22 protein-coding genes are annotated in these 23,657 nt (G+C 45.9%); 7 read left to right on the forward strand and 15 right to left on the reverse strand.

Features of this window, described 5'->3' with window-relative positions; all coding sequences use genetic code 11:
• Positions 1-25: 25 nt before the first annotated feature.
• The 7 genes from L5M51_RS07770 to L5M51_RS07800 all read right to left on the reverse strand — a co-directional run bounded on the left by L5M51_RS07770 (position 26) and on the right by L5M51_RS07800 (position 7,810).
• Positions 26-1,195 carry an enoyl-CoA hydratase/isomerase family protein gene (locus L5M51_RS07770; protein WP_113938928.1) on the reverse strand — a complete coding sequence of 390 codons (1,170 nt, stop codon included), beginning with the start codon at positions 1,193-1,195 and terminating at the stop codon, positions 26-28.
• Complete coding sequence (locus tag L5M51_RS07775; protein ID WP_011789976.1) at positions 1,195-1,968, reverse strand: enoyl-CoA hydratase; 774 nt, start codon at positions 1,966-1,968, stop codon at positions 1,195-1,197. The genes L5M51_RS07770 and L5M51_RS07775 overlap by 1 nt, the downstream gene beginning before the upstream one ends.
• Before the next feature lie 59 nt (positions 1,969-2,027).
• Positions 2,028-3,185: an acyl-CoA dehydrogenase family protein gene (locus L5M51_RS07780; RefSeq protein ID WP_113938930.1), complete on the reverse strand. Its 1,158-nt coding sequence runs from the start codon at positions 3,183-3,185 to the stop codon at positions 2,028-2,030.
• A gap of 80 nt (positions 3,186-3,265) precedes the next feature.
• On the reverse strand, positions 3,266-4,765 hold the full coding sequence (locus L5M51_RS07785) for a CoA-acylating methylmalonate-semialdehyde dehydrogenase (RefSeq protein WP_011919010.1): 1,500 nt from the start codon (positions 4,763-4,765) through the stop codon (positions 3,266-3,268).
• Positions 4,766-4,897: 132 nt separating this feature from the next.
• On the reverse strand, positions 4,898-6,088 hold the full coding sequence (locus tag L5M51_RS07790; protein WP_263172230.1) for a thiolase family protein: 1,191 nt from the start codon (positions 6,086-6,088) through the stop codon (positions 4,898-4,900).
• A 290-nt stretch (positions 6,089-6,378) separates the two neighbouring features.
• Positions 6,379-7,320 (reverse strand): homoserine O-acetyltransferase MetA, encoded by a 942-nt coding sequence (gene metA / locus L5M51_RS07795; RefSeq protein ID WP_263172231.1) that lies wholly within the window; start codon positions 7,318-7,320, stop codon positions 6,379-6,381.
• A 70-nt stretch (positions 7,321-7,390) separates the two neighbouring features.
• Positions 7,391-7,810: a YbaY family lipoprotein gene (locus L5M51_RS07800; RefSeq protein ID WP_173245790.1), complete on the reverse strand. Its 420-nt coding sequence runs from the start codon at positions 7,808-7,810 to the stop codon at positions 7,391-7,393.
• A 117-nt stretch (positions 7,811-7,927) separates the two neighbouring features.
• Between L5M51_RS07800 and L5M51_RS07805 the strand changes: the two genes are divergently transcribed.
• Positions 7,928-8,671: an SDR family NAD(P)-dependent oxidoreductase gene (locus L5M51_RS07805; protein ID WP_263172233.1), complete on the forward strand. Its 744-nt coding sequence runs from the start codon at positions 7,928-7,930 to the stop codon at positions 8,669-8,671.
• Positions 8,672-8,770: 99 nt separating this feature from the next.
• Here the strand turns inward: L5M51_RS07805 and ompW are convergent, their stop codons facing one another.
• From ompW to phhA, 8 genes are all read right to left on the reverse strand, one after another.
• A complete protein-coding gene (gene ompW, locus L5M51_RS07810) occupies positions 8,771-9,418 on the reverse strand; it encodes an outer membrane protein OmpW (protein ID WP_028760570.1) in 648 nt (215 codons plus the stop codon).
• Between the two features lie 475 nt (positions 9,419-9,893).
• Positions 9,894-10,550 (reverse strand): nucleotidyltransferase family protein, encoded by a 657-nt coding sequence (locus L5M51_RS07815; RefSeq protein WP_258547585.1) that lies wholly within the window; start codon positions 10,548-10,550, stop codon positions 9,894-9,896.
• Positions 10,551-10,602: 52 nt separating this feature from the next.
• Complete coding sequence (locus L5M51_RS07820) at positions 10,603-10,893, reverse strand: hypothetical protein (RefSeq protein ID WP_263172235.1); 291 nt, start codon at positions 10,891-10,893, stop codon at positions 10,603-10,605.
• An 86-nt stretch (positions 10,894-10,979) separates the two neighbouring features.
• A complete protein-coding gene (gene maiA, locus L5M51_RS07825; RefSeq protein WP_212600044.1) occupies positions 10,980-11,630 on the reverse strand; it encodes a maleylacetoacetate isomerase in 651 nt (216 codons plus the stop codon).
• 87 nt (positions 11,631-11,717) lie between these two features.
• The gene (locus L5M51_RS07830) at positions 11,718-12,704 is read right to left on the reverse strand and encodes a fumarylacetoacetate hydrolase family protein (protein ID WP_113938939.1); all 987 of its coding nucleotides are present in this window, start codon (positions 12,702-12,704) and stop codon (positions 11,718-11,720) included.
• Positions 12,705-13,088: 384 nt separating this feature from the next.
• Positions 13,089-14,627: a transcriptional regulator TyrR gene (gene tyrR, locus L5M51_RS07835; protein ID WP_113938940.1), complete on the reverse strand. Its 1,539-nt coding sequence runs from the start codon at positions 14,625-14,627 to the stop codon at positions 13,089-13,091.
• A 268-nt stretch (positions 14,628-14,895) separates the two neighbouring features.
• Entirely contained in the window at positions 14,896-15,234 is a 339-nt protein-coding gene (locus L5M51_RS07840; protein ID WP_106650051.1) for a 4a-hydroxytetrahydrobiopterin dehydratase, read from the reverse strand.
• 138 nt (positions 15,235-15,372) lie between these two features.
• On the reverse strand, positions 15,373-16,173 hold the full coding sequence (gene phhA / locus L5M51_RS07845; protein ID WP_263172239.1) for a phenylalanine 4-monooxygenase: 801 nt from the start codon (positions 16,171-16,173) through the stop codon (positions 15,373-15,375).
• A 321-nt stretch (positions 16,174-16,494) separates the two neighbouring features.
• Here phhA and galU point away from each other — a divergent pair, with 321 nt between their 5' ends.
• The 6 genes from galU (at position 16,495) to L5M51_RS07875 (ending at position 23,608) form a co-directional block, all read left to right on the forward strand.
• The gene (gene galU, locus L5M51_RS07850; protein ID WP_028760578.1) at positions 16,495-17,403 is read left to right on the forward strand and encodes a UTP--glucose-1-phosphate uridylyltransferase GalU; all 909 of its coding nucleotides are present in this window, start codon (positions 16,495-16,497) and stop codon (positions 17,401-17,403) included.
• On the forward strand, positions 17,403-18,416 hold the full coding sequence (gene galE, locus L5M51_RS07855) for a UDP-glucose 4-epimerase GalE (RefSeq protein WP_263172241.1): 1,014 nt from the start codon (positions 17,403-17,405) through the stop codon (positions 18,414-18,416). Before galU ends, galE begins: the two co-directional genes overlap by 1 nt.
• Before the next feature lie 92 nt (positions 18,417-18,508).
• Positions 18,509-18,991 (forward strand): ferredoxin-type protein NapF, encoded by a 483-nt coding sequence (napF, locus tag L5M51_RS07860; protein WP_028760580.1) that lies wholly within the window; start codon positions 18,509-18,511, stop codon positions 18,989-18,991.
• A gap of 112 nt (positions 18,992-19,103) precedes the next feature.
• Positions 19,104-19,553, forward strand: coding sequence for a polymer-forming cytoskeletal protein (locus L5M51_RS07865; protein ID WP_263172243.1), 450 nt, complete (start codon positions 19,104-19,106; stop codon positions 19,551-19,553).
• 306 nt (positions 19,554-19,859) lie between these two features.
• Positions 19,860-20,834 (forward strand): LysR family transcriptional regulator, encoded by a 975-nt coding sequence (locus L5M51_RS07870; RefSeq protein WP_113938944.1) that lies wholly within the window; start codon positions 19,860-19,862, stop codon positions 20,832-20,834.
• Between the two features lie 476 nt (positions 20,835-21,310).
• Complete coding sequence (locus tag L5M51_RS07875; RefSeq protein WP_263172245.1) at positions 21,311-23,608, forward strand: OmcA/MtrC family decaheme c-type cytochrome; 2,298 nt, start codon at positions 21,311-21,313, stop codon at positions 23,606-23,608.
• The last annotated feature ends 49 nt before the right edge of the window (positions 23,609-23,657 follow it).

Raw genomic sequence — 23,657 nt, forward strand, 5'->3', positions numbered from 1 at the left:
CTTAGCCAACTCGGCCCTTAAACGCTTAACTCAGTTGGTTAAAGGGATGCGCCTCGCCCCATGGGGAAGCCAATATTTGCTCAAGTACCGCTGTGGGTACTGAGTTAACATCCTTAAAACGCCATTGCGGTTTCTTGTCTTTATCAATCAAGAGTGCACGAACGCCTTCGCAGAAATCACCGTGGGCACACACGTTAACACTCGCGGTTAATTCCCATTTGAAACATTGAGCTAAGCTAAGCTTAGTCCCTAACTGCCCTTGGATATAGACCAAGTGCCAGCTGATAGGGCTACCCGCAAGGAAGGTGTCCCGCGCTTTCATTAACCACTTTTCTTCCGATACCAGAGTTGACATACGTGTTGCAATATCCTGCAAACTGCCCGCCATAAGCCTGTCAATTATGTCTTGGCTTTCGGCTAATACACTGTCGCCCTTCGGAATATCCACTTGATTAGACAGCTCGTTAATCATGCTATCTAAACGTTGATGATTAAGTGCTGGCGTATCGCTCCAATCTAAGGTTGCCATGGCATCAAACATCAGCTCTTTGTCGTCGCGGTTCAGGTAATGATCCGCAAGGCCCACATAACAGGCATCGGCGGCATTGAGTTGATAGGCGGTCAATCCCAAAAACAATCCCATCTTGCCCTGCATACGATTAAGGAAATAACTGCCGCCCACATCGGGATACAGGCCGATAGTCACCTCAGGCATAGCGATACGCGAGGTTTCGGTAACGACTCTGTGACTTGCGCCCGCCATCAAACCGAGGCCGCCGCCCATGACTATGCCATCACCCCACACCAACACAGGTTTGCCAAAGGTATGCAGTAGATAATCGAGGCGATATTCCTCTTCGAAGAAAACCTTTGCTTCCTCAGTCACTTGCCCATTAGCGGCAATGGAAGCATGGTATAAAGCGCGCACATCACCCCCGGCACAAAATGCCTTCTCACCGCTGCCATCTAATACGATGCAAGCGATAAGGGGATCTTTCTTCCACAGATTAAGCTGCGCCGTCATAGCTCGCACCATGCCTAAATCTAAGGCATTGAGGGCTTTTTCCACATTGAGTGTGACCACACCAACCAATTTGCCAGAAGCCGTGGCTAAGGTTTGAAAAACCACATTTTGTGTGGTCGTGACCTGATTTGCGACATGCTCGACCACGTCATTATCTACTACATTCGTCATTAGCGGTTTCTCCACTCAGCTTTACGTTTCCCTAAAAACGCATTCACGCCTTCGGCCTGATCTTCAGTATCAAATAATCCGACAAATAACTCACGCTCAATCGGTAGCGCTTGGCTACGCGCCATAGTGCGCCCCGCTTGAATAAGCGTCTTACACGCAGTCACGCTGCTTGGGCTTTGATTCGCCACTTTGACGGCTAAGGCAATTGCCGCATTAAGCGCTTCGCCAGTATCGACCACTTCTTCCACTAAACGTAGATTCAATGCCTGAGTCGCATCGATACGCTCGCCGCATAAAATCATCCGCTTAGCCCAACCTTCACCGACGAGTGCGGTCAGATTTTGAGTGCCACCCGCACAGGGTAATAAACCGACCGTCGCTTCGGGTAATGCCATTACAGCTTGAATTTCGGCGATACGAATATCGCAGGCCAACGCGACTTCTAAGCCGCCGCCCATGGCATAGCCGTTAATCGCGGCAATCGACACACCGCGGAATTGGCTTAAGGTTTCAAAGGCTTCACCAAAATGCTTGGCCATCGTTGCCGCATTACCTTTGTCACCATCGCTAAACAGTTTTAAATCGGCGCCAGCGGAGAAGAACTTTTGCCCTTGGCCCGTTAACACTAAGGCATAAATCTCTTTATTGGCATTCAGCTCAAGCACTTTGGCTTTAAGCGCCTGCAAACTCTCGGCGGTCCAAGTGTTGGCTGGCGGATTGTTCATGGTCAGAATCGCCGTGTGGCCTTCGATACGTTCAACTAAATATTCCATCTTTATAGACTCCTTTTCAGTTATCGCCGACCTGTAAGTCATGCATATTGCGAGTTGAATTACAGGATTTGTCCTGCATTTTCATCGAGTAAACGACGGGCGATAATTAAGCGCATAATTTCGTTAGTGCCTTCTAAAATCTGATGCACACGCACATCACGGAAATGACGTTCCAGCGGGTACTCCCTTATATAACCATATCCACCATGAATTTGCAGCGCCGCATCGCAGACTTGAAAACCCACATCAGTGGCAAAGCGTTTCGCCATAGCGCAATAAGCCGTGGCTTCAGGATCGCCACTATCGAGTTTAAATGCCGCAAGACGCACCATTTGGCGGGCTGCGACTAATTCTGTCGCCATATCGGCAAGCTTAAATTGCAGCGCTTGGAAAGCCGCTAACGGTTTACCAAATTGCTGACGCTCATTCATATACTGAGTTGCGCGCTCTAAAGCCGACTGCGCCGTCCCCACAGAACAGGTGGCTATATTGATGCGACCACCGTCTAAGCCTTTCATCGCGAACGCAAAACCTTGGCCTTCTTCACCGAGCAAGTTTGCCACTGGTACACGCACGTTTTCAAAGGTGATTTGACGGGTCGGCTGGGCATTCCAGCCCATTTTATCTTCAGCTTTACCATAAATAACGCCAGCGGCATCCGCCGGAATGGCAATGGCCGAAATCCCCTTAGGGCCAGCTTGGCCAGTACGGCACATCACGACTAAAAGCTCAGTTGCGCCCGCACCTGAGATAAACATTTTCGAGCCTGAAATCACATATTCATCGCCGTCGCGCACCGCTTTGGTTTGCAAAGATGCGGCGTCAGAACCCGCACCCGGCTCAGTTAAACAATATGACGCTAACATCTGCCCAGTGGTTAACGGCTCAGACCAAGTCTGACGCAGCGTTTCAGTGCCCCAAGTCGTCACCATCCAAGTCGCCATATTATGAATGGTCAGCATGGCCGTGGTCGCGGTGCAGCCCTTGGCAAGTTCTTCAAAAATAATCGAGGCATCGAGGCGCGATAAACCCATGCCACCTTCGGATTCTGGCGAATACAGAGAGCAAAAACCCAGCTCACCGGCTTTTTGGATCACGTCTTTGGGGAAATGATGTTCTTCATCCCACTTGGCAGCGAACGGGGTTAATTCTTCCGCGGCAAACTGGCGCGCAAGATCGGCAAACTGGCGTTGGTCATCGTTGAAATTAAAATCCATTGGGCTCTCCTATGACTCTATGGTCACTTTTTTATTGAATAAATTGGGCGCCATAAAGACGCCGTGGTTTATAACCGAGCTTAGCGTAAGTTAATGCTCATATTTGGCGTTGAAGCTACGGCGATATCGGACTCAAACCAGCGGGAAGTGATGGTCTTGGTCTCGGTATAGAAACGCACCGCTTGCTTGCCATAAGCATGTTGATCGCCGTAAAAACTGCCCTTCCAACCCGTAAATGAGAAGAAAGGTAATGGCACAGGAATCGGCACGTTAATCCCCACTTGGCCGACTTCGATTTCATGTTGATATTTACGGGCAGCTGCACCGCTAGCGGTAAAGATAGAAGTGCCGTTGCCATAAGGGCTGGCGTTAACTAATTCGATGGCGGCTTCTAAGGAGTCTGATTCCATACAACACAGTACAGGGCCAAAGATTTCTTCCTTGTAAATGCTCATCTCAGTGGTGACTTTATCGAACATGGTTGGGCCAATCCAATTACCGGATTCATAACCTTCCACGGTAAAATCGCTGCCATCGAGTAAACACTCGGCGCCTTCGGCTTTACCTTGGGCGATAAGTTTAAGCACCCGCGCCTTAGCGGCTGGGCTGATAACTGGACCATAACCCGCTTCTTTATCGTCCCATAAACCTGGGCGAACTTTGGCTAACGCTTCTTTTAATTCTGGGATCCACTCTTTAGCGGCACCAACAAACACGGCAACCGAAATCGCCATACAACGCTGACCCGCCGCGCCAACAGAAGCGCCGACTAAGTTGTTGATCACTTGCTGTTTGTTTGCATCAGGCATAATCACGCAGTGGTTTTTCGCGCCCGCAAAGGCTTGCACGCGTTTTAAGTTATCGGTACCTGTTTTATAAATATATTGACCCACAGCCACAGAACCGACAAAGGAAATGGCTTTAATCGCAGGGTCTGCCAGCAGGATATCTACGGCTGTTTTATCACCGTGCACTAATTGCAATACGCCTTTAGGTGCGCCTGCCTCAACAAACAGCTCAACCAGACGCTGCGGCGTCATAGGATCTTGTTCTGAAGGCTTTAAAATGAAAGTGTTACCGCAGGCAATCGCCAATGGGAACATCCATAACGGGATCATCGCAGGGAAGTTAAATGGCGTAATACCGGCACACACACCGAGCGGTTGAGTGTAGCTGTAAGTATCAATTGAACGCGCGACGTTCTCGACAGTTTCACCCATCAATAATGACGCCACGTTACAAGCATGTTCAGCCACTTCGATACCGCGCCATACATCGCCCTTGGCATCTTCGAAGGTTTTACCAGTTTCCTTTGCAAGAATGGTCGCCAGTTCGTCGTGATGTTCTTTTAGCAAATGTTGATAACGCAACATGACGCGCGCACGTTCAGACACTGGCACTTCTTTCCAGGTTTTAAAGGCCGCTTTGGCGCTGGCAATCGCGGCGTGAACTTCTTCGCTAGTGGCAGCATTAATCACAGCAATCGGCGAGTTATTCGCGGGATTGGTGACAATAATCTGTGATGTGCCCGTACCTTGGATAAACTCACCGTCAATGTAATGCTTTACTTGTGTGGTCATGTTGCAATCCTTTCCTTGTAGAGTGATGGGCTGGCGGTGCGATATTATGATTATCCTCAAGGGAAGTGATTGCCCTTGCCAGCCCCGTCTTGTTGATTTAACTAAAACCTGATTTGACTAAAACTTTTGCAATTAAACCTCAATCGCCATCGCTGTCGCTTCACCGCCGCCGATACACAGCGAGGCAACACCACGCTTAAGGCCGCGGGCTTTTAAAGCATGAATTAGAGTCACTAGCAAACGTGAACCCGAGCAGCCAATAGGATGACCTAAAGCGCAAGCGCCGCCATTGACGTTAACCTTAGCCACATCTAAACCCAGTTCAGACACGGCAAGCATAGTCACCATGGCGAAGGCTTCATTGATTTCGAATAAATCGACTTCATCCGTTGACCAACCCACATTGGCCAGCAATTTCGCCATAGCGCCGACAGGTGCAGTGGTAAAGAGTGAAGGTTCTTGGGCGTGGGTCGTGTGGCCTTTGATGGTGGCTAATACAGTTAAGCCTAAACGCTCAGCTTCGCCGCGAGAGGTCAGCATCAATGCCGCTGCGCCATCGGAAATAGAGCTAGAGTTAGCCGCTGTGATAGTGCCATCTTTGGTAAAGGCTGGTCGCAGCGTAGGAATTTTTTCAGGGCGGGCATTACCGGGTTGCTCGTCGGTGTCGACAGTAACATCACCGCGACGATCACTGACTGTGACAGGCGTGATTTCGGCCTTAAAGGCGCCCGAGTTAATCGCGGCATTGGCTTTTTCGAGCGAACTTAGCGCAAAGGCGTCCATCTGCTCGCGGGTGATACCAAATTCATCGGCGGTTTTCTGGGCAAACGTTCCCATGGCGCCGCCAGTATAAGCATCCTCAAGACCATCTAAAAACATATGATCGAGCACTTTGCCGTGGCCCATGCGCATGCCGCCGCGAGCTTTATCCAAAAGATACGGTGCTTGGCTCATACTTTCCATACCGCCAGCGATCACCACTTTTGCACTGCCCGCTTTAATCAAATCGTGGGCTAACATTACCGTCTTCATGCCTGAGCCACAGACTTTGTTCACTGTGGTCGCACCAACGGATAAGGGTAATCCCGCACCCAAAGTTGCCTGACGCGCAGGCGCTTGACCTAAACCAGCGGGTAATACGCAGCCCATCAAGACTTCATCAACATGCTCACCCGCTAATTGAGTCTCCGCCAACAAGCCCTTAATGGCTGTCGCGGCTAAAGTCGGTGATACAACAGATGACAAACTGCCTTGAAAACCACCCATAGGGGTGCGTTTAGCGGCAACAATAACAATATCTTGATTTAACGCTTCAGTACTCATGCAGGCTCCAACCCAAATTGACCACAAGGCCTAGTGCTAGCCTCGGGACGTTTAATAAAATCGACAATAAAACCACTCTGACGTTTACGCGAACGTAAAGCAAGTATTCCTTGGTCTAATGTGTCGATTTTATCGGGTGAAAATTGTCAGTAAGGATTTACAGCGAGGCAGGGATTAAGCACAGTCAAGCGTGGACAACAGCATCTAAGGGAGAGATAAATTAAGGGCTTTTGGGTATCAGCTTAGGTCACATCCATGTGACCACATCACCATAAAGGCTAAACAAAACCTTAGCGCGATTCCCACGGTGTCATCGCCGTCATATCACTTAAGTCATAAGGCGTTAACTGGTAAACGTAATAATTGAGCCAATTACTGACCAACAAACTACCGTGGCTGTGCCAGCGGGCAATGGCTTCGGCTTCTGGATTATTATTTCGATAATAGTTTTGTGGCACATTTGGCGTTAAGCCTTGGGCTAAATCCCTATGGTATTCATCGTTTAAAGTCGATTTTTGATATTCAGGGTGACCCATTACAAACAAGTTACGGTTATTGCGACTTAACACCAAATAGGCCCCAGCCTCATCAGATTCGGCTAACACTTGCAACTGCGGGTGTTGTCTAATGTCTTCCACATCCATCTCGGCAAAACGCGAATGGGGTGCAAAGAACTCATCATCAAAACCACGTAGCAGTGGGAAATGCTGACAAGTGCGCCTATGTACAAATACGCCAGAACGCTTCTGTTGCAATATTTTTCGATTTAAACCATAGAGATGATACAAGCCCGCATGGGCTGCCCAGCATAAAAACAACACTGAGGTGACATGCTCTTGGGACCAGTCGATGATTTCACGGATATGATCCCAATAAACCACATCTTCGAAATCGATTTGCCCAAGCGGCGCGCCTGTGATGATAAGACCGTCGTAATTTTTATGGCGCACGGCTTCAAAGTCACGGTAAAAAGTATTCATGTGGTCGATGGAAGTATGCTTGGATTCTTTGTCGTGAATGCGCAGTAAATCCACATCGACTTGTAAAGGCGTGTTACCCAGTAAGCGCAATAACTGGGTTTCAGTCTCGATTTTGTTCGGCATCAAGTTCAAAATCAGCACCTTCATCGGCCTGATATCTTGATTCGCCGCCCGCGTCTCGGACATAACGAAAATATTTTCTGACTCTAACACCCCTGCTGCGGGCAGATGATCTGGAATTCTAACCGGCATACCGCGCCTCTTCTGTTCGTAAATACTAACGGATTCGGCGCGTATGTCAGCTCACTTTTGAGCGGGCTAACTAGCCACCGACTTTCTCTAGCAGTATCGTCATTGGCTCAGTGGAATTGAGATCAATGTGATAGGCTTGAGTATTAATAAACAATAACTTATCACCCAACATAATCCGGGCACCTATGGCATAAGTGTGACCGGGTTGGAACTGATCGCTACCAATCGCAAAACTGAATGGCGCGGGTGTCGCAGCACCTTGTTGCACGCGCTCCGCCATCACAATGGCTGGCACATCCATTTTTGAGACATCAAGCAGTTGCACTATGACCTTAGCATCGGCAGGTAAGGCTATCCGTTCGCGATATAAGGTCTCGCCTTTTATCTCAACGATAGCATTCGGTGTTGCACAACCCGATAACACCCCCATTACGGCCATTAATGCTAAGGCTGTTAATCTCAACGCGCTTAAACGCAACCATTTGTTCATTTTGTTTCTCCTAATCATACATAAAGACTTCTAGATGTCCATGCGCCCAAGCTATAAATCTTGTCTTGGTGAACATAACTTTCTATCATAAGCCACCATTTCGTTGCCGAAAAATCTATGACCCAAGCAACTGCAATCATTGTGGGAGCGAGCTCACAATTAAGTCGTGAACTTGCAAAGCAATTGGCAGATCAACAGGTTGAATTAGTCTTATTCGCCCAAGATCCAGAATCACTGCGCGATTTTGCCTTATCCTTGCCAACAAAAGTACAAGTTTTTGCACTTCAAATTGAACAACCTCAAGCCATCATCAACCAACTTGAATCAGTCTGGCAAAGTCTTGGCGGCGCACACTTAGTCTTAGTCAATACAGGTCTCAATAGCTATGACCCCGAGTTGCCTTGGCTACCGGAGCAAGACATTATCGATGTCAATGTGCGAGGTTTTGCTGCCATCTGCAATACGGCATTTAGACTATTTCGCGAGCAAGGTTATGGACAACTGGCGGCAATCAACTCGATTGCAGGCCTACGCGGCGGGCCGAGTGTGGCCTATCACGCCTCAAAAGCCTTTGGGCAGAATTACCTTGAGGGCTTAAGTATGCATGCTCAGCGCCTTAAGCTACCGATTATGATTACCGATATCCAACTTGGTTTGCTCGATAAAGCCGCTATGCAGCAAAGTGCGATGTGGCTTGCACCATTGCCACAAGTCGCAGCGCAAATCATCAAGGCGATGAAACAAGGCAAACGCCGCGTCTATGTGACCAAACGCTGGCGCCTCGTCGCTTGGCTTACTGTGTTATTACCCGAATTTATCTATAACACTCGCCACTGGAAAGCTAAAAAGTCAAAGCGCTAAATCAGCTTAGCCTAAGTGGAACAGAACATAGCGCGATAAAAAGTGCAGAAACGAAAAAGGAGCCTAAGGCTCCTTTTTTACGCTTATCTAATCAGTGGATTAGAAAGTGTAACCCACGCTGACCATATAAACCCATGGGTTTATATCAGTGTCGATAACTACAGTGTCGCCCGCTAATTTAAACTTCACGTCACTGCTAATTTGCGCGTACCACACTGAAGCGTTCACTAACCAGTTTTTGTTAACCTGATAGTCAACACCTGCTTGTGCCGCTAAGCCCCACGAAGTGCTCATGCTCAAGTCAGTTAACGCACCATTTAAATCGTTGGTGAACTCATTGTCGAAGAAATTAGTATAGTTAACACCGACACCCACGTATGGACGTAATTTAGATTGCGCATCACCAAAGTAGTACTGCGCCACTAAAGTGGGTGGTAAATGTTTAGTTTCAGCAATCTTACCTACGCCAGCCAAAGAAACATCGTGGCTAAAAGGTGTGGCAGCTAATAACTCAACCCCAAAGTTATCTGTCAGCATGTAGCCAAAGTTTAAACCCACTTGAGTGTTATTGCTGATTTGGAACTCGCCGTTACCCGCAACATCATCACTTGATTCATTTGGCGCAACAACCACAGCACCCGCACGAACGATAATGTCACCCGCTTGGTGAGCCGATACAGAGGCAGAAAAACCAGCGGCTAAAAGGGTGGCAGCGACCAGTGTAGAAACAGTGTTTTTATTCATCATCATACTCCATATGTACAACATAGGTTTTTGTTTTGTATTACATCCTTAACAATTGACGCCTACACTGCCAGAGATATGCGGCTGATTTATTGATCCAAATCAAAGTGAGTGAGCAATACTCACTTATAGGTACTACACATGGGAGCTGAATCACGAAATTCAAACATTTATTGATAATACCCCTTTGTTTTCTGTGAGCTAAGTATTGTATTAACCATCACTAATGACTACCGCAAGTAGTAGTGACCAATAACACCATAAACATTTTAGTAACAATAAAAAGCACTTAACTAAGAGGTTATTTGAACATTAAGTTCAAATTATTGAGACGAGTTAAATGAGATAAAAACAGAAAATGGACAAATAAAAACGGCTTGAGGATGATACCTATCATGTTAGATAACTAGATTGCATGGAATGATAGTGTGAGGCGGTTAAGTCTGTTTTAGACTGAACGAATAAGAAAGTGAGAAGATTAGCTTGAGTAACAACACGTAAGCAAAGGATAGCGAGTTAGCCAGCCCTTAGTCGCGACTCTGTGATGAAACACGGGTAATGATCGCTTTGGATTGGCGCTCAATTTGAGGGCAAACAGGGAGTTCAGCCCAAAGGGAACCACCAGCTCAATACCGTAATGCGTGCAATGATGATCAGTCTCTGCATCTACCTGAGTATTTGTCTCAACATGAGATTTTAAACCCACCCCAACCGCGGTTTCTAACTCTGGCCAATGGGCCATAGCATCAATACAAGATGTGTAAACCATGTCTTGATTGCGACTATGCATGCGCGCCTGATTCTTAACCGACCAAGGTAACTCAGGGGCAAGCTGATGAAGATAGGTTTCAATCGCCAGATCCCGCTCAGGGCTAATATCTAAAGGGCAAAAATAGATCAGATCGATATCGTTCAGTGGACTCAACTCAAATTCGTGCAAACGATCCCAGACTAAATTACGGACAAATCCCGCCGCCAGACACCACTGCGGCATTGAGTGTACTTTGGCACATTGAAGCGCGAGTTCAAGCGCCCTCACCCGCTCGCAGTCTTGAGCTATCCATTCAAGTAATTGATGCTCTAGCGCTGCTTCACTCATTGCATCATTCATAACATTATTCGTAGCACCACTCATAACAGTATCGCCCGCTTCAATATCAGATAAAAACACGGGAAAGACATTAGGCTTACTCCACTTCGCCATCGATTTCTGGGCACTTTACGACCTCATGACAGAGTAGTGAAACGAAACTATAAATAGGTGCCATCACCGCAACACAAATCCAAAAACCATGTACATCTTTGTCTAGCAGATTAACGCTAACAATATAGATAGGCACGAACAGTAGCATCCATTTTATTATATTGAATTTGTACAGTATCGGCTTATCACAGTGGCAGCAGCGTCCTTCCTTAATCGGCACATCCTTAGCGCCGAGTTTACGTTTGCAATACGGACATTTTTTACTGAAAAGCATTTAAACTCCATCGCTGAGATAAGACTCGCAAAGCAAGCCTCATCATCCATTCTTTCTATTCGTAAAAACCGTATCCGCGCAATTCGTTACACCGCATCCGCTTGGCGCTCTGGCGCAGCATTGGCGAAGGCTTCAAGCTGATTACACTCGGCCCACACGCGCATGATATTGGGATAAGGCGTTAAATCCACATTAAAACGCTGGGCGTTATACACCTGCGGTACTAAACACAGATCGGCTAATGTCACGGCATTCCCAAAGCAATAACGACCGCTATGCCGTGTTAACAAGGTTTCTAAGGCCGTAAAACCACTTGCGACCCAATGGTGATACCAAGTATTTTTGGCGGTGTCATCAGCACCTAAGGTTTGCGTTAAATACTGCAATACCCGCAAGTTGTTTAATGGATGGATCTCACAGGCGACCGTAAGTGCCATAGCGCGCACGTGGGCACGTTCAAGAGCCGATGCAGGCAATAATGGCGACTGTGGATGTATCTCATCAAGATATTCGATAATCGCTAAAGATTGCGACAAGGCATCCACATCCAGCTCATCATCCACCACTAAGGTTGGCACTAACTCTAAAGGATTAAGTGCAATGTAGGCCGCTTTATGTTGCTCGCCGCCATCACGCACGAGATGCACTGAAAACTGTTCGGCTGAAATCCCCTTGAGATTAAGGGCAATACGAACCCGATAGGCTGCACTGGAACGCCAATAACCGTAAAGTTTCATATTTTCATGTCCTTATAAAAGTCAGTATAAAAACGGGGCAATTAAGCCCCGTTAGTTTGAGTCGGTGTAGCCCTTTAAGGAAAAGCCTTAGGCTTTGTATTCAACCACTTTTTGATCGATAGAACCAAAAATGGTTACATCATTATCATCGAGCATTTCGATACGCACTGTGTCACCAAAACGCATAAATGGCGTAGTGGCTTTGCCTTCGGCAATCACTTCTAACATACGTTTTTCCGCTAAACAGCTCGAACCTGCACTACGGTCATAGTTAGAAATAGTACCAGAGCCAATAATTGCGCCTGCGCCCAATGGACGGGTTTTTGCAACATGCGAAACTAACTGACTGAAATTGAAGGTCATATCAACGCCTGCATTCGGACGACCAAATAATTCACCATTTAAATAGGTGATCAGCGGTAAATGCACTTTCGAATCTTCCCAACGGACACCCAATTCATCCGGTGTCACAGCCACAGGCGAAAAACTGCTCGATGGTTTAGATTGGAAAAAACCAAAGCCTTTCGCCAACTCACCAGGGATCAAGTTACGCAATGACACATCGTTAACTAGCATCAACAATTTAATGTGCTTAGCTGCATTGTCAGTGCTCACGCCCATAGGCACATCATCGGTAATAACCGCAATTTCAGATTCGAAATCGATACCCCAGTCTTCACTCGCCAATGGGATATCCGCTTTAGGGGCAATAAAGCTGTCTGAGCCACCTTGATAAAACAACGGATCTGTCCAGAAGGTTTCTGGCATTTCAGCGCCACGGGCTTTACGGACTAATTCAACGTGATTCACATAAGCGCTACCATCGGCCCATTGGTAAGCACGCGGTAATGGCGACAAGCACTTAGCTTCGTCGAACGATTGCGCGTTATCTAACATGCCTTCATTTAACGCATCGTACAATTCTTGCAATTGCGGTCTCAGTAAATCCCAACCATCGAGTAATTGCTGCATAGTGTGGGCAATGGCAGGAACGGCAACCGTTTTAGTGAGATCGCGGCTGACTAACATCAACTGACCATCACGACGACCATTGTTATAACTTGCAAGTTTCATATTGGCTCCAGTGCTCTTCGGCTAGGTGTACAATTTTATTGTGCTGGAAAACACGCGACGTCACCCAGCTTATATTCGGCGATTTAAATCGAACTTTTTGACTCATTAAGGGCATACATGTTACGCAGTTCGCGCCAACGAGGCATGCTCTGTTACTTGCTTTAACGTATTTGTTGCGCGTAGAAATACCCGATGCAGCTCAAGATTCCTATAGCGTGACCAAAATCACATTTAGGTCAATTATTTCACATTTTGTAAACTAATCATTACGTTTATAACCTAGTTACCGCTTATCAATATCTCGGTAAGCAATATGCCTGAAAAGTCGGCAACTAAGTGGAACGATACTGTTACATTGACTGTGTCAACCCAACGAGACTCTGACTAACGGCGCTTGGCTATCTTGTATTCACGCAGTTTATTAGCAATAGCTGTGTGTGATACACCTAGCTTTTTCGCCAACTGGCGAGTGCTCGGGTAGGCCGGATATAATCGACGCAACAAACTCGCTTCAAACTGCTTCATTGCATCGTCCAGATTGCCCTCAAACTCATTATCAAAGTAACCAAAACCTTCGGCGTATGACGGCAATTTCAGCTGTTCTACCGTCAACTCGGCCGAGCCATCCCACATAGACACGGCTCTAAATACCGCGTTCTTTAATTGGCGTACGTTACCTGGCCAAGCGTAGGTGAGCAAATGATCGCGGCACTGGGCCGAAATCCGCCGAACAGGGCTAGACAACTGTTGACTGTAGTGTTCGAGGAACATTTCCGTCAGTGGAATAATATCGACTTTACGCTCGCGTAAGGACGGAATGTGATAACTCAGCACATGGATGCGATAGTACAAATCTTCCCTAAACTCGCCGGTTTGGCATAGTTCAGCTAAATTTTTCTGGGTCGAGCAAATAATTCGTACATCAGCACGCACTTCTTCATCGCCCCCTATGCGTCTAAAAGTGCCATCTTGCAATAGCCGTAGCAGCTTAACTTGAGCCGCCCTAGACATTTCTGCCACTTCATCGAGAAATACAGTGCCCCCCTTAGCTTCTTCAAAAAAACCTCGTTTGACGACTTTGCCCTGACTGACGTAACCGAATAATTCCTCTTCGGCAGCGCTGTCGGGTAGAGCGGCGCAGTTGATGGCGATAAAAGGTTTTTCACGGCGCATCCCCGCATCATGGCTAGCTCTGGCCATTAATTCTTTGCCAGTACCCGTTTCACCCGTGATCAACAAAGGTGCATCGAGCTGGGCCATACGCCGCGCTTGCTTAAGCACTTCCTTCATCTTGTCACTGCTGGCTAATACATTTTCAAAGCCAGTGGTTTGGTTCTGCAGCGCGTTAAACTGTTTTCCAACGCGCGCAGGGGATTTCAGCGACACCACAGCACCAACCAAGATGGTTTTTTCATCCTCATCGGGTAGGTAAATCGGCAGCATTTCGGCAAGATACTCATTCGGGCCGATTTGAACTCGCGCCGCTTGTGGCAATACTTGTGCTTCACTCAACCAACGGCTGAAGTTAAAACCTTGCACCCAATGATTAAGCGACTCTTCAAGCACTTCGTGCTCACCCATACCGATATTGAGCAAGGCGGACTCATTAACGATACGGATACGAGCCTTGGCATCGATAGAAAAAACGGAGTCCGGTAAGGTTTTGAGCAGGGTTTTAAGGGCGTAATGTTCTTGCTCTGAGGGCATAAATGACACCGTACGCACATCGTGGACACTTTCCACTTTGCGGATCTGCGGCATCAAGGCACTCAAGGTTTCAAAACTGATTTCGGCAAATTGTAAGTACAGGAATCCTTGGTTACTGGCATCAATGGCAATTAAATTAATACCATAACGCTCTAACACGACTAAGATATCTTTGGCTAAACCAACACGATCCTGACAGCTGACTTCCAAGCGCATAATGACTGATATTCCCTTTTTTGATTTGAATTTTGGGGATAAACCGTGCAGAGCTATTTTTCGCCTTAGGCTTTACAACAAAAATAACGCTTGCTAGGCAAATCGTTACCTTTGACGAAAACGTCAGCGATGAGGGGAAATAGCAGAGCCCGTATACGTTAGAAGGTTAAACTGAAAGTGGCAAGCCTAGTTTACAGTTGAATTGTAACAGGAAGAAAAAATCAGCATCGTAAAACACATTAAGATGCTGATTAAATTGATTAAATAATTAACCTAGTAACTGGTCTGTCTTGGCGGCCATGATGAAGTCATTCTTATGTAGCCCCTTAATGGAGTGCGACCACCAAGTGACAGTCACTTTGCCCCATTCTGTGAAAATGCCTGGATGGTGGAATTCTTCTTCCGCTAAATCCGCCAGCTTATTCGTGAATGCCATCGCCAGTTTAAAGTTTTTAAACTTGTAGACGCGCTCAAGCTGCATTACGCCGTCACGCACTTGCACGCCCCAATCAGGGATCATACGAATAAGTTCTGCCAACTCTTCATCGGTCACTTTTGGTGCATCGGCTTGGCACGCTTCACATTTCATATTCGATAACGCAGTCATACATACTCCTGTTGGCAACATTAATAGGGATATTCAGTTGCACTTTACTCATTACTTATTACTTATTAATTACTTAAATCACATGACTAAATTAGATGGCGACTCAAATAACACATCGAACTATCCATCGAATCGAGACTAGCTCGCCTTGGCTTTGGGAGGATATTTAGGTGCAAATAAACCTAACTGACGTGCCTTAGTGACATAACTCATGATGTCCATTTTGGCAATTTCATCAAGCATATCAATGTGCTCAATCACATAATAAATCGGCTGCATAATATCAATGCGATATGGGGTTCGTAGCACCTTCAATAAATCAAAGGGCTGACGTTCTGGCACGTCACTTTCCATTGCATATAAAGTTTCACCAGGTGAGCTTAAAATACCGCCACCATAGATACACAAGGGGCCATCTTTAGGCTGTAGCAAGCCAAACTCAACCGTAAACCAGTATAAACGCGCTAAAAATACCCTTTCTTCTTTGCTGGCATTTAAACCTAATTGGCCATACATATGTGAAAAATTGGCAAATGAAGGGTTGGTGAGCAAAGGGCAGTGACCAAAGATTTCATGAAAAATATCAGGCTCTTGCAGGTAATCAAACTCTTCCTTACGGCGAATGAATGTCGCCACTGGAAACTCTTTATTGGCCAGTAGTTCAAAGAAACGGCCGAAGGAAATTAGCGCAGGTACGGCTGCCGTTTTCCAGCCGGTGGTCGCTTGCAATACAGTATCAATTTCAGTAAGTTGCGGAATACGATTCTTTGGCATAGCCAAGGCATCTAGCCCTTGCAAATACTCCTTACAGGCACGGCCAGGCAGGTTTATCGCTTGACGGGCATAAAGCTGGCTCCAAATCTCATGTTCTTCTTGCGGGTAGTTGATAAACCCTGTGTCATCAGCTCTGTGAGCGATGTACTCTGTTCCTTTCGTCATAGTCTTCACTTAATGGCTAGCGCTCATGGAACCATAGTGATCTAAGCCTTTAAATTTGTTAACTCCCTCACACTTTATTCTTGCACCACTACTGTGACGTAAACGTAAAGCAAATATTACAAGGGTATTAAAAACGCCATGCAAGTGCACATCACCCATGCTGGATTAGATGCACTGTGCTACCTTTGCTAAAACTTACGTCGACTTCGCTGTAAAAATACTTAAATATCCTAAGTTTTCAGCGTTTCTAAATAGCTTTTCTGTGCAGGTCATTTACAATATTGGCCATTAACCGCATCTCCTTGACCTAAAAGGTTCGCAATGAAACAACATCAAATTCGTAAAGCCGTTATTCCTGTCGCAGGCCTAGGCACTCGTATGCTTCCAGCGACCAAAGCAATTCCAAAGGAAATGTTACCCGTTGTCGATAAGCCATTGATTCAATATGTAGTCAGTGAAGCTATCGCGGCTGGGATCAAAGAAATTGTACTCGTGACCCACGCCAGTAAAAACTCTATCGAAAACCATTTCGATACCAGTTTCGAATTAGAAGCCCAATTAGAACGCCGCGTTAAACGTCAGTTACTTGAAGCCGTACAATCTATTTGTCCTAAAGATGTAACAGTGATCAGCGTGCGCCAATCTCAAGCTAAAGGCTTAGGTCATGCGATTTTGTGTGCTAAATCTGTCGTCGGCGATGCACCATTTGCCGTATTGCTACCGGATGTGATCATAGATGAAGCCAGCTGTGACCTTCGTAGCGATAACTTAGCCGCTATGGTTGCTCTGTTTGATGAAACCCAAGTCGGTCAAATCATGGTGGAAGGCGTGCCACATAACGTCGTCAACCAATACGGTATTGCCGATGTGAATGGCCATGATTTACAACCGGGTGAGTCTGAGCCATTAGTCGAACTGGTTGAGAAGCCAGCCGTGGATGAAGCGCCATCTAACTTAGCCGTTGTAGGCCGTTATGTGTTACCAGCCAGCATTTGGCCACTACTGGCTAAAACTCCTGCGGGCGCGGGCGATGAAATTCAATTAACGGATGCGATTGCGATGTTAATGAAGCAAGAAACCGTAAATGCTTACTACATGGAAGGTAAGAGCCACGACTGTGGTAACAAGCAAGGTTATATGCGTGCTAACGTTGAATATGCCCTGCGCCATAGCGAAATCGGTGAAGATTTTGCGCACTATTTAAAAACCGTTGTAAAAGGAATTAAGTAATGACGATTTTAGTGACCGGTGGTGCTGGCTATATTGGCACCCACACAGTAGTAGAACTGCTCAATGCTGGTAATGATGTGATTGTCTTGGACAACTTGTCTAATTCAAGCATAGAAGCCTTAAACCGAGTCGAGCGGATCACTGGTAAATCGGTTACTTTCTATCAAGGCGATATTCTCAATAAAGCGTTATTGCAGAAAGTGTTTAACGATCATGCTATTGATTCAGTTATCCACTTTGCAGGATTAAAAGCGGTGGGAGAATCCGTCGCAAAACCCCTGAAGTATTATGAGAATAACGTTACAGGTACGCTTATCCTTTGCCAAGTCATGGCAGAGTTTAAGGTAAAAAATCTCGTATTCAGCTCATCGGCAACCGTGTATGGCGATCCCGCAAGTTTACCGATCACCGAAGACTTTCCCACAGGGGCAACAAACCCTTATGGTCAGTCTAAGTTGATGGTTGAACATATACTGGCAGATGTACACAATGCCGATCCGAGCTGGAATATCGCCCGTCTGCGCTACTTTAATCCGGTTGGCGCCCATGCCAGTGGCTTAATCGGCGAAGATCCTAACGATATCCCTAACAACTTAATGCCCTTTATTGCGCAGGTTGCCGTGGGTAAACGCACCGCCTTAAGCGTGTTTGGTAATGATTATCCGACTCACGACGGTACTGGCGTGCGTGACTATATCCATGTCGTGGATTTAGCCAATGGCCATTTAAAAGCGCTCGCAAAATTGGCCACTAAGCCTGGTCTAGTGACCTATAACTTAGGCACAGGCCAAGGATATAGTGTATTAGACATGGTTAAGGCCTTTGAAAAAGCCTGTGGTAACACCATTGCCTACCAAATTGCGCCACGTCGCCCAGGGGATATTGCCGCCTGCTACGCCGATCCAACCCACGCAAGGGAAGATCTTGACTGGCAAGCGACTCATACCCTAGAAGATATGGCCAACAGTAGCTGGCATTGGCAATCAACCAATCCGAATGGTTATAACGGCTAATAACTTGAATGGCTTGTGGAAATCTCCCAAGCCATTTTTCTTTATCCCTCTAAATACCATCGCTTTACATCATTAACCACCCGAGGAGCAACATGACTCAAAGTATTAATCACAGCCGTCGCAGCCTCTTTAGCCGGCGTAAAGATAATGCGATAAGGCCGCCTTGGGTGCGTGATGATATCGAGTTCACCGATGTGTGTACTCGTTGTTCCGCCTGTCTTGAGGTTTGTGAAACTCACATTATCATCAAAGGTGATGGCGGATTTCCTGAAGTCTCCTTTAAGGACAATGAGTGCACATTTTGTACCCTGTGTGCTAAGGCTTGCCCTGAAAATATTTTCGATTTGACTCAAGCACCTTGGCAATACCAAGCCCATATTCAAGAAAGCTGCTTAACCTTTCAAGGGATCTGGTGCCAAAGTTGTAAGGATGCCTGCGAACCAAGAGCCATCAGCTTTGTGCTCAGTATTGGTCAGGCTCCGAGCCCCAAAATAGACCTTGATCTTTGTACTGGATGCGGTGCCTGCGTAGCTCCTTGCCCTAGCAAAGCCATTGAGATAAAACGACCAACTTGATAGAAACACTGTAATTGCATTAACACATGCAGAGCTGTGCTTCTCCTGTATTTTAAGCTAGTATCGCGCCTCTGTTGAACTCAGTTAATCCCTTCTCGAATTAAGTTAATTTATGATGATGTTTGTAAAAAAACTGTTTTTCTCGCCTAAAAAAAGTACCTCTTTTAGCTTTATTGCTCGAGGCACTAAACTCACGGGAAATATCGAATTAACAGGCGACGTGCTTGTTGGCGGTGATATCCAAGGTCAGCTGCTTTCTGAGGCCAATATCACCATAGAACAAGGCGGTATAATTCAAGGTGAAGTAAAGTGCCATGAATTTATCGTCGATGGGCACTTCAAAGGCAGACTCATTTGTGAGCGTTTAGTGATCCAACGTAATGGTGTTGTCGACGGCGAAGTGGCAAGTACCTCAATGCAAATCCTTGAGGGTGGCCAATTTATCGGGATGCGGATTAAAGAAGATGCACCAACCATTTATTCCCATGCAATAGGCCATACACCAACAGCAGATCCACTCAACTTACCGTCCGTGCAAAACGACGTCATAGAATCTCGCTAATCCTAAATGCATCACTATCGTTTGCTCGCCACCTTAGGCGAGCTAACTTTGACTCACTCTTTTAGCTCAATCATTACGTTAAACATAGTGCCTACTCATCTAACTCTCCCCAACGCTCCTCTTTACAATGGTTAAATAATTGTTATTTTGCCGAGAGGGATCACAGTTAATCCGCATGCTGAATGTTAATATTGGCAGTTAGTATCCATGATATTTGATCGCGGTGGTTCGGGTAATCGCAAGGACACAGAACTCCCCTAATAGCGCCGCAAAAACATTTAAGACTCATACAGGGCAAAATACAAAATGAGCAACTTATTACTAAAACAGATCTGTGAACTCGATGTTTTTACCTTGCTTGTATTTAAAAGTATTTTCGACACTGGACACGCAAATAGCGCGGCCAAAGCGTTAGATGTTTCTGCCCCCAAAATAAGCCGCTGCCTCAATGCATTACGCCTAACCTTTAATGATGAACTATTTTATCGTCGTCAACAGGGGCTTAAACCGACGCCTTTAGCAGAAAGTCTCTATGTTGCTATTTGCCAGTTTACTGAATCGGTTTATCACCTCGAACAATCTGCAATCCAGATACAAAATGCGGCCATCAATACCGACTTACCGCTGCATATCGCTGCTTGTAATGGCCTGCTAAGCTTTTTAGCGCCTCAGTTAAGCACTCCTGAACTTGCCCAAAAGCTAGGACAAATACGCTTACATAAATGGCAGGAAAATAGCGCTGAGTTGATCCACGCAGGTGCGCTTGATTTTGGGATTACGTTTGAAAGTGCTGAAAATAAAGAATTAAGTTACACCAAACTTGGCTCAATCAATGGCATTTATATCGTTGCAGCCAAGCAACATCCGCTTTGGGACGTTGAGACGAATATTACCTTAGAGCAAATTTGTCGCCATCCGTTTCTATTTCAAGAACTCAAGGGCTTTAACAGTAAAATCGATCCCTTAGAATTATTTTGCCAGCGCCAAGGTATCTTATTGCCTACCGTAGAGAAAGTGATAGACAGGGAGGAATGGTATGCCCATCTATTAACCATGAAGAGTGTGGCTTTTTGTTCTAGCATTGATATGCACACAGTTAAACATATGCCCGGATTACATCTCGAGCGCCTTAGCGACACAGAGCTTAATAGACTCCACGAAACTATGATGGCGCCACATTATTATCTGATTGAGAAACCTGCAGTTCATCGGCGTTACAGCCAAAGCCAGTGTGATCTCGTCGTGCGCTCCTTACTTGCCGCACTCGAACCAGCGCACTAATACAAAAATAGATTACACACTAAGTTCATCAACCTAGCTTACGTCATGGATGTTAAGTGGGTTAAGTGGGTTTACTGGGCTATACTTCTATTTATCCAAGGCACAATTCAATCACTTTAAAATGCCATATCTTCCCCCCATCCTCGCCCTCTTATCCCATTGCTTTTGTGCTCAAAACCTTAAGATAACGACTTAAGATTTAGGCTCTCTTAACATCGTTCATTTTGCTTAACCGAAAATGAATTCATCATTTCGGCCTAAGTTTAAAGATTAAAATCGTGATACACATCATAGGCTAGCGGCTTAATTTCACTATTTAAAATATCAAAATGCAAAGTTTAGAATTACCATTCACGGGTGTTAAATCATCGTTCACATATCAGATACAAATTTGCAAATACCACTTTATAAGTAGATGAATCCTCCTATATTAGAGGCACTGCACACGCAGTCTTATAGATAGAAAAAGGGACGCGATGATGAAAAACTACAATAAATCTCTACTGGCACTGGCTCTCGTCAGTACCTTAAGTCTTACCGCCTGCGGGGACGGAAGCGATGGTCAAGATGGGGCACCTGGCACACCAGGTACACCCGGAACACCAGGCACTCCCGGAACACCAGGTACACCCGGAGCCCCTGCGGGTTCCTTCGCAACGACAGCTCAATCCATTACAGATCTGGCATTCACTTTAAGTCCTGCTGACATTAAAGTAACCAGCAGTGAAGGCTTCAGTGTTAAATTTACTGTTACGGGTAAAAATGCAGGCAAAGTAGTCCCTTTCAAAGGACTGGATAAAATTGCAATTTATTCTTTAACAGCAAATGAAAACACCTCAGGTACTGGCGCCCCGATTGAGTGGCAAAATAATGCCACGGCAAATGCCGCTGGCACTTCGTTAACTTGTACTCTAAACGGCCTGAACGGAACTAAAAACGCTTGTACTTTAACCGAAGATACAGCGACGCCAGGCACTTACACAGCAACTTGGACTTATGGTGGCGCAGCGCCAATCATCAATCCAAATGATAATCCAAACGCAGTACACAGAGTCTTTTTACGTGCTTACAACATCGCCGATAGTACAGGTGTCGTCCTATCTGACAAGATTTTGTCTGTACCCGTTGATTTTATCCCTGCAACAGATGAATTAGGTGTATCGGGTAAAGACACAGTATCTAGTGCGGCATGTAAAAACTGTCACGGTGAAGTAGACGGCCATATCGCGAAGATTGAAGCCCACCATAACTACCAAGATGTTAAAAACTGCGTAACTTGTCATAACCCTGATCTCGTTCCAAGTGACGCACAACTGGCCGAAGGTTGGGTATTTGATTTTGCTCCCATGATCCATAGGATCCACGCAGGTCATCACATCAGTGACAGCTTAAGTGGCGAAGCAAAAGAATATTTCGGTGAAGTTGGTTTCCCATCTGATTTGAAAGAATGTAAATCTTGTCATGATGGTGCACCAAGTTATAACACCAATATTTATGCACAAGCTTGTGTGGGTTGTCATATCAATGTGAACTTCACCACTGGCGAAAACCATTCAGAATTTGGTTTAGCCCAAGCTGATGATACTCAATGTAAATCTTGCCATGGCAGCGGTAGCTTAACACCTGAAGCTGTACACAGTGTCGGTAAACGCGCTGAGTATGCAAGCCTATTCAAAGTTGACTTTACCAGTGCTGCAGTAGCGACTTCTGCAACACCTGGAATGAAAACATTGACATTAAAAGCCAATGTGACCATGAATGGCGCTGCAATTCCTAACGGAACCGATTTAAAAGTGTATAACGCGACAACTAACCCTACTGGTATGTTTGTGGCTAACGGCTTATTACTGGGTAACGTAACCACTGATGGTACTGTTTATGCTTGGAGAGATGTCAAACCAACAGCAATCGCTCTTAAGCTTGAAAATGGTACGCTGGCCGATGGTGTATTAACCTTCGTAAAAGATATTCCCGATGCCCAAGCTGTTGGTACTATCTACGTCAGTTCAGAAGCCAACGTCTGTATCAAAGCAGGTAAAGTGAGTAGCTGTAATGCCACAGGACTTGAATTTGGCCCAACAAATCCAATTGGTAACACTGCTCCTGTTAAATTCTATAGCTTAGATGCTTCTGCAGTAGTTAAAGCTCGAATGACAGATCCTGCTCGAATTACCGTAGAAGAAGCAAAATGTAACGCCTGTCACGGCACCTTAGATTATATCAAGGGCACCAGACACGGAACTTACACTTTTGATCAATGTATGAACTGTCACAACGATACAACAGGTGCATCAGGTCATAAAACAGTGGTTTCTAAAGGTGAAGACGGTAGCAAAGTCATTAATCCAGAAGTCACTTTCAATAACAAAGACTTATTCACCGTCGCCCACCGCTTCCACAGTGGTAACTTTGATGTTATCGCAGGGATCTTCCGCGATGCCAATGGTGAATTAGTCGGTTATCCATCACCAGAAACTGCATGTTCTGCATGTCACAAAGATGATGCAAAACTGTTTGCGACTGACGGTGGTTTAGCCTCTGAGAAACGTTCAATCAAAGTGGGTAGCAACTACATTAGCCCAGTAGCTGAATCATGCCGTAGCTGCCACGCTCACTCTGATGCAGCGGCTGTCGCTCACTTTAGAAGCAACGGTGCTGTGGTTGAAGCTGACGCAATGACAGATCCTAACTTACCAGTAGAATCTTGCGCAACTTGTCATGCTGAAGGTAAAACCTACGGTGTAGATAAGGTACACGCAGAGGTAGCACACTAGTACCTTTGGGTTGCCCCTGCACAACCCAAACTTTATCTCTGCAACTCAT

Origin of the sequence: Shewanella sp. SM73 (assembly GCF_025653795.1) — a bacterium.
Lineage (GTDB): Bacteria > Pseudomonadota > Gammaproteobacteria > Enterobacterales > Shewanellaceae > Shewanella > Shewanella oncorhynchi.

What these genes read in the sequence shown, in the direction of transcription:
- galE (WP_263172241.1), top strand. Translation starts at nt 17,403, where the DNA reads ATGACGATTTTAGTGACCGGTGGTGCTGGCTATATTGGCACCCACACA.
- galU (WP_028760578.1), top strand. Translation starts at nt 16,495, where the DNA reads ATGAAACAACATCAAATTCGTAAAGCCGTTATTCCTGTCGCAGGCCTA.
- phhA (WP_263172239.1), bottom strand. Translation starts at nt 16,173, where the DNA reads ATGACGAAAGGAACAGAGTACATCGCTCACAGAGCTGATGACACAGGG.
- tyrR (WP_113938940.1), bottom strand. Translation starts at nt 14,627, where the DNA reads ATGCGCTTGGAAGTCAGCTGTCAGGATCGTGTTGGTTTAGCCAAAGAT.
- L5M51_RS07800 (WP_173245790.1), bottom strand. Translation starts at nt 7,810, where the DNA reads ATGAACAAATGGTTGCGTTTAAGCGCGTTGAGATTAACAGCCTTAGCA.
- L5M51_RS07840 (WP_106650051.1), bottom strand. Translation starts at nt 15,234, where the DNA reads ATGACTGCGTTATCGAATATGAAATGTGAAGCGTGCCAAGCCGATGCA.
- metA (WP_263172231.1), bottom strand. Translation starts at nt 7,320, where the DNA reads ATGCCGGTTAGAATTCCAGATCATCTGCCCGCAGCAGGGGTGTTAGAG.
- L5M51_RS07830 (WP_113938939.1), bottom strand. Translation starts at nt 12,704, where the DNA reads ATGAAACTTGCAAGTTATAACAATGGTCGTCGTGATGGTCAGTTGATG.
- L5M51_RS07820 (WP_263172235.1), bottom strand. Translation starts at nt 10,893, where the DNA reads ATGCTTTTCAGTAAAAAATGTCCGTATTGCAAACGTAAACTCGGCGCT.
- maiA (WP_212600044.1), bottom strand. Translation starts at nt 11,630, where the DNA reads ATGAAACTTTACGGTTATTGGCGTTCCAGTGCAGCCTATCGGGTTCGT.
- L5M51_RS07770 (WP_113938928.1), bottom strand. Translation starts at nt 1,195, where the DNA reads ATGACGAATGTAGTAGATAATGACGTGGTCGAGCATGTCGCAAATCAG.
- L5M51_RS07875 (WP_263172245.1), top strand. Translation starts at nt 21,311, where the DNA reads ATGATGAAAAACTACAATAAATCTCTACTGGCACTGGCTCTCGTCAGT.
- L5M51_RS07790 (WP_263172230.1), bottom strand. Translation starts at nt 6,088, where the DNA reads ATGAGTACTGAAGCGTTAAATCAAGATATTGTTATTGTTGCCGCTAAA.
- L5M51_RS07815 (WP_258547585.1), bottom strand. Translation starts at nt 10,550, where the DNA reads ATGAGTGGTGCTACGAATAATGTTATGAATGATGCAATGAGTGAAGCA.
- napF (WP_028760580.1), top strand. Translation starts at nt 18,509, where the DNA reads ATGACTCAAAGTATTAATCACAGCCGTCGCAGCCTCTTTAGCCGGCGT.
- L5M51_RS07805 (WP_263172233.1), top strand. Translation starts at nt 7,928, where the DNA reads ATGACCCAAGCAACTGCAATCATTGTGGGAGCGAGCTCACAATTAAGT.
- L5M51_RS07775 (WP_011789976.1), bottom strand. Translation starts at nt 1,968, where the DNA reads ATGGAATATTTAGTTGAACGTATCGAAGGCCACACGGCGATTCTGACC.
- L5M51_RS07780 (WP_113938930.1), bottom strand. Translation starts at nt 3,185, where the DNA reads ATGGATTTTAATTTCAACGATGACCAACGCCAGTTTGCCGATCTTGCG.
- L5M51_RS07865 (WP_263172243.1), top strand. Translation starts at nt 19,104, where the DNA reads ATGATGATGTTTGTAAAAAAACTGTTTTTCTCGCCTAAAAAAAGTACC.
- ompW (WP_028760570.1), bottom strand. Translation starts at nt 9,418, where the DNA reads ATGATGAATAAAAACACTGTTTCTACACTGGTCGCTGCCACCCTTTTA.
- L5M51_RS07870 (WP_113938944.1), top strand. Translation starts at nt 19,860, where the DNA reads ATGAGCAACTTATTACTAAAACAGATCTGTGAACTCGATGTTTTTACC.
- L5M51_RS07785 (WP_011919010.1), bottom strand. Translation starts at nt 4,765, where the DNA reads ATGACCACACAAGTAAAGCATTACATTGACGGTGAGTTTATCCAAGGT.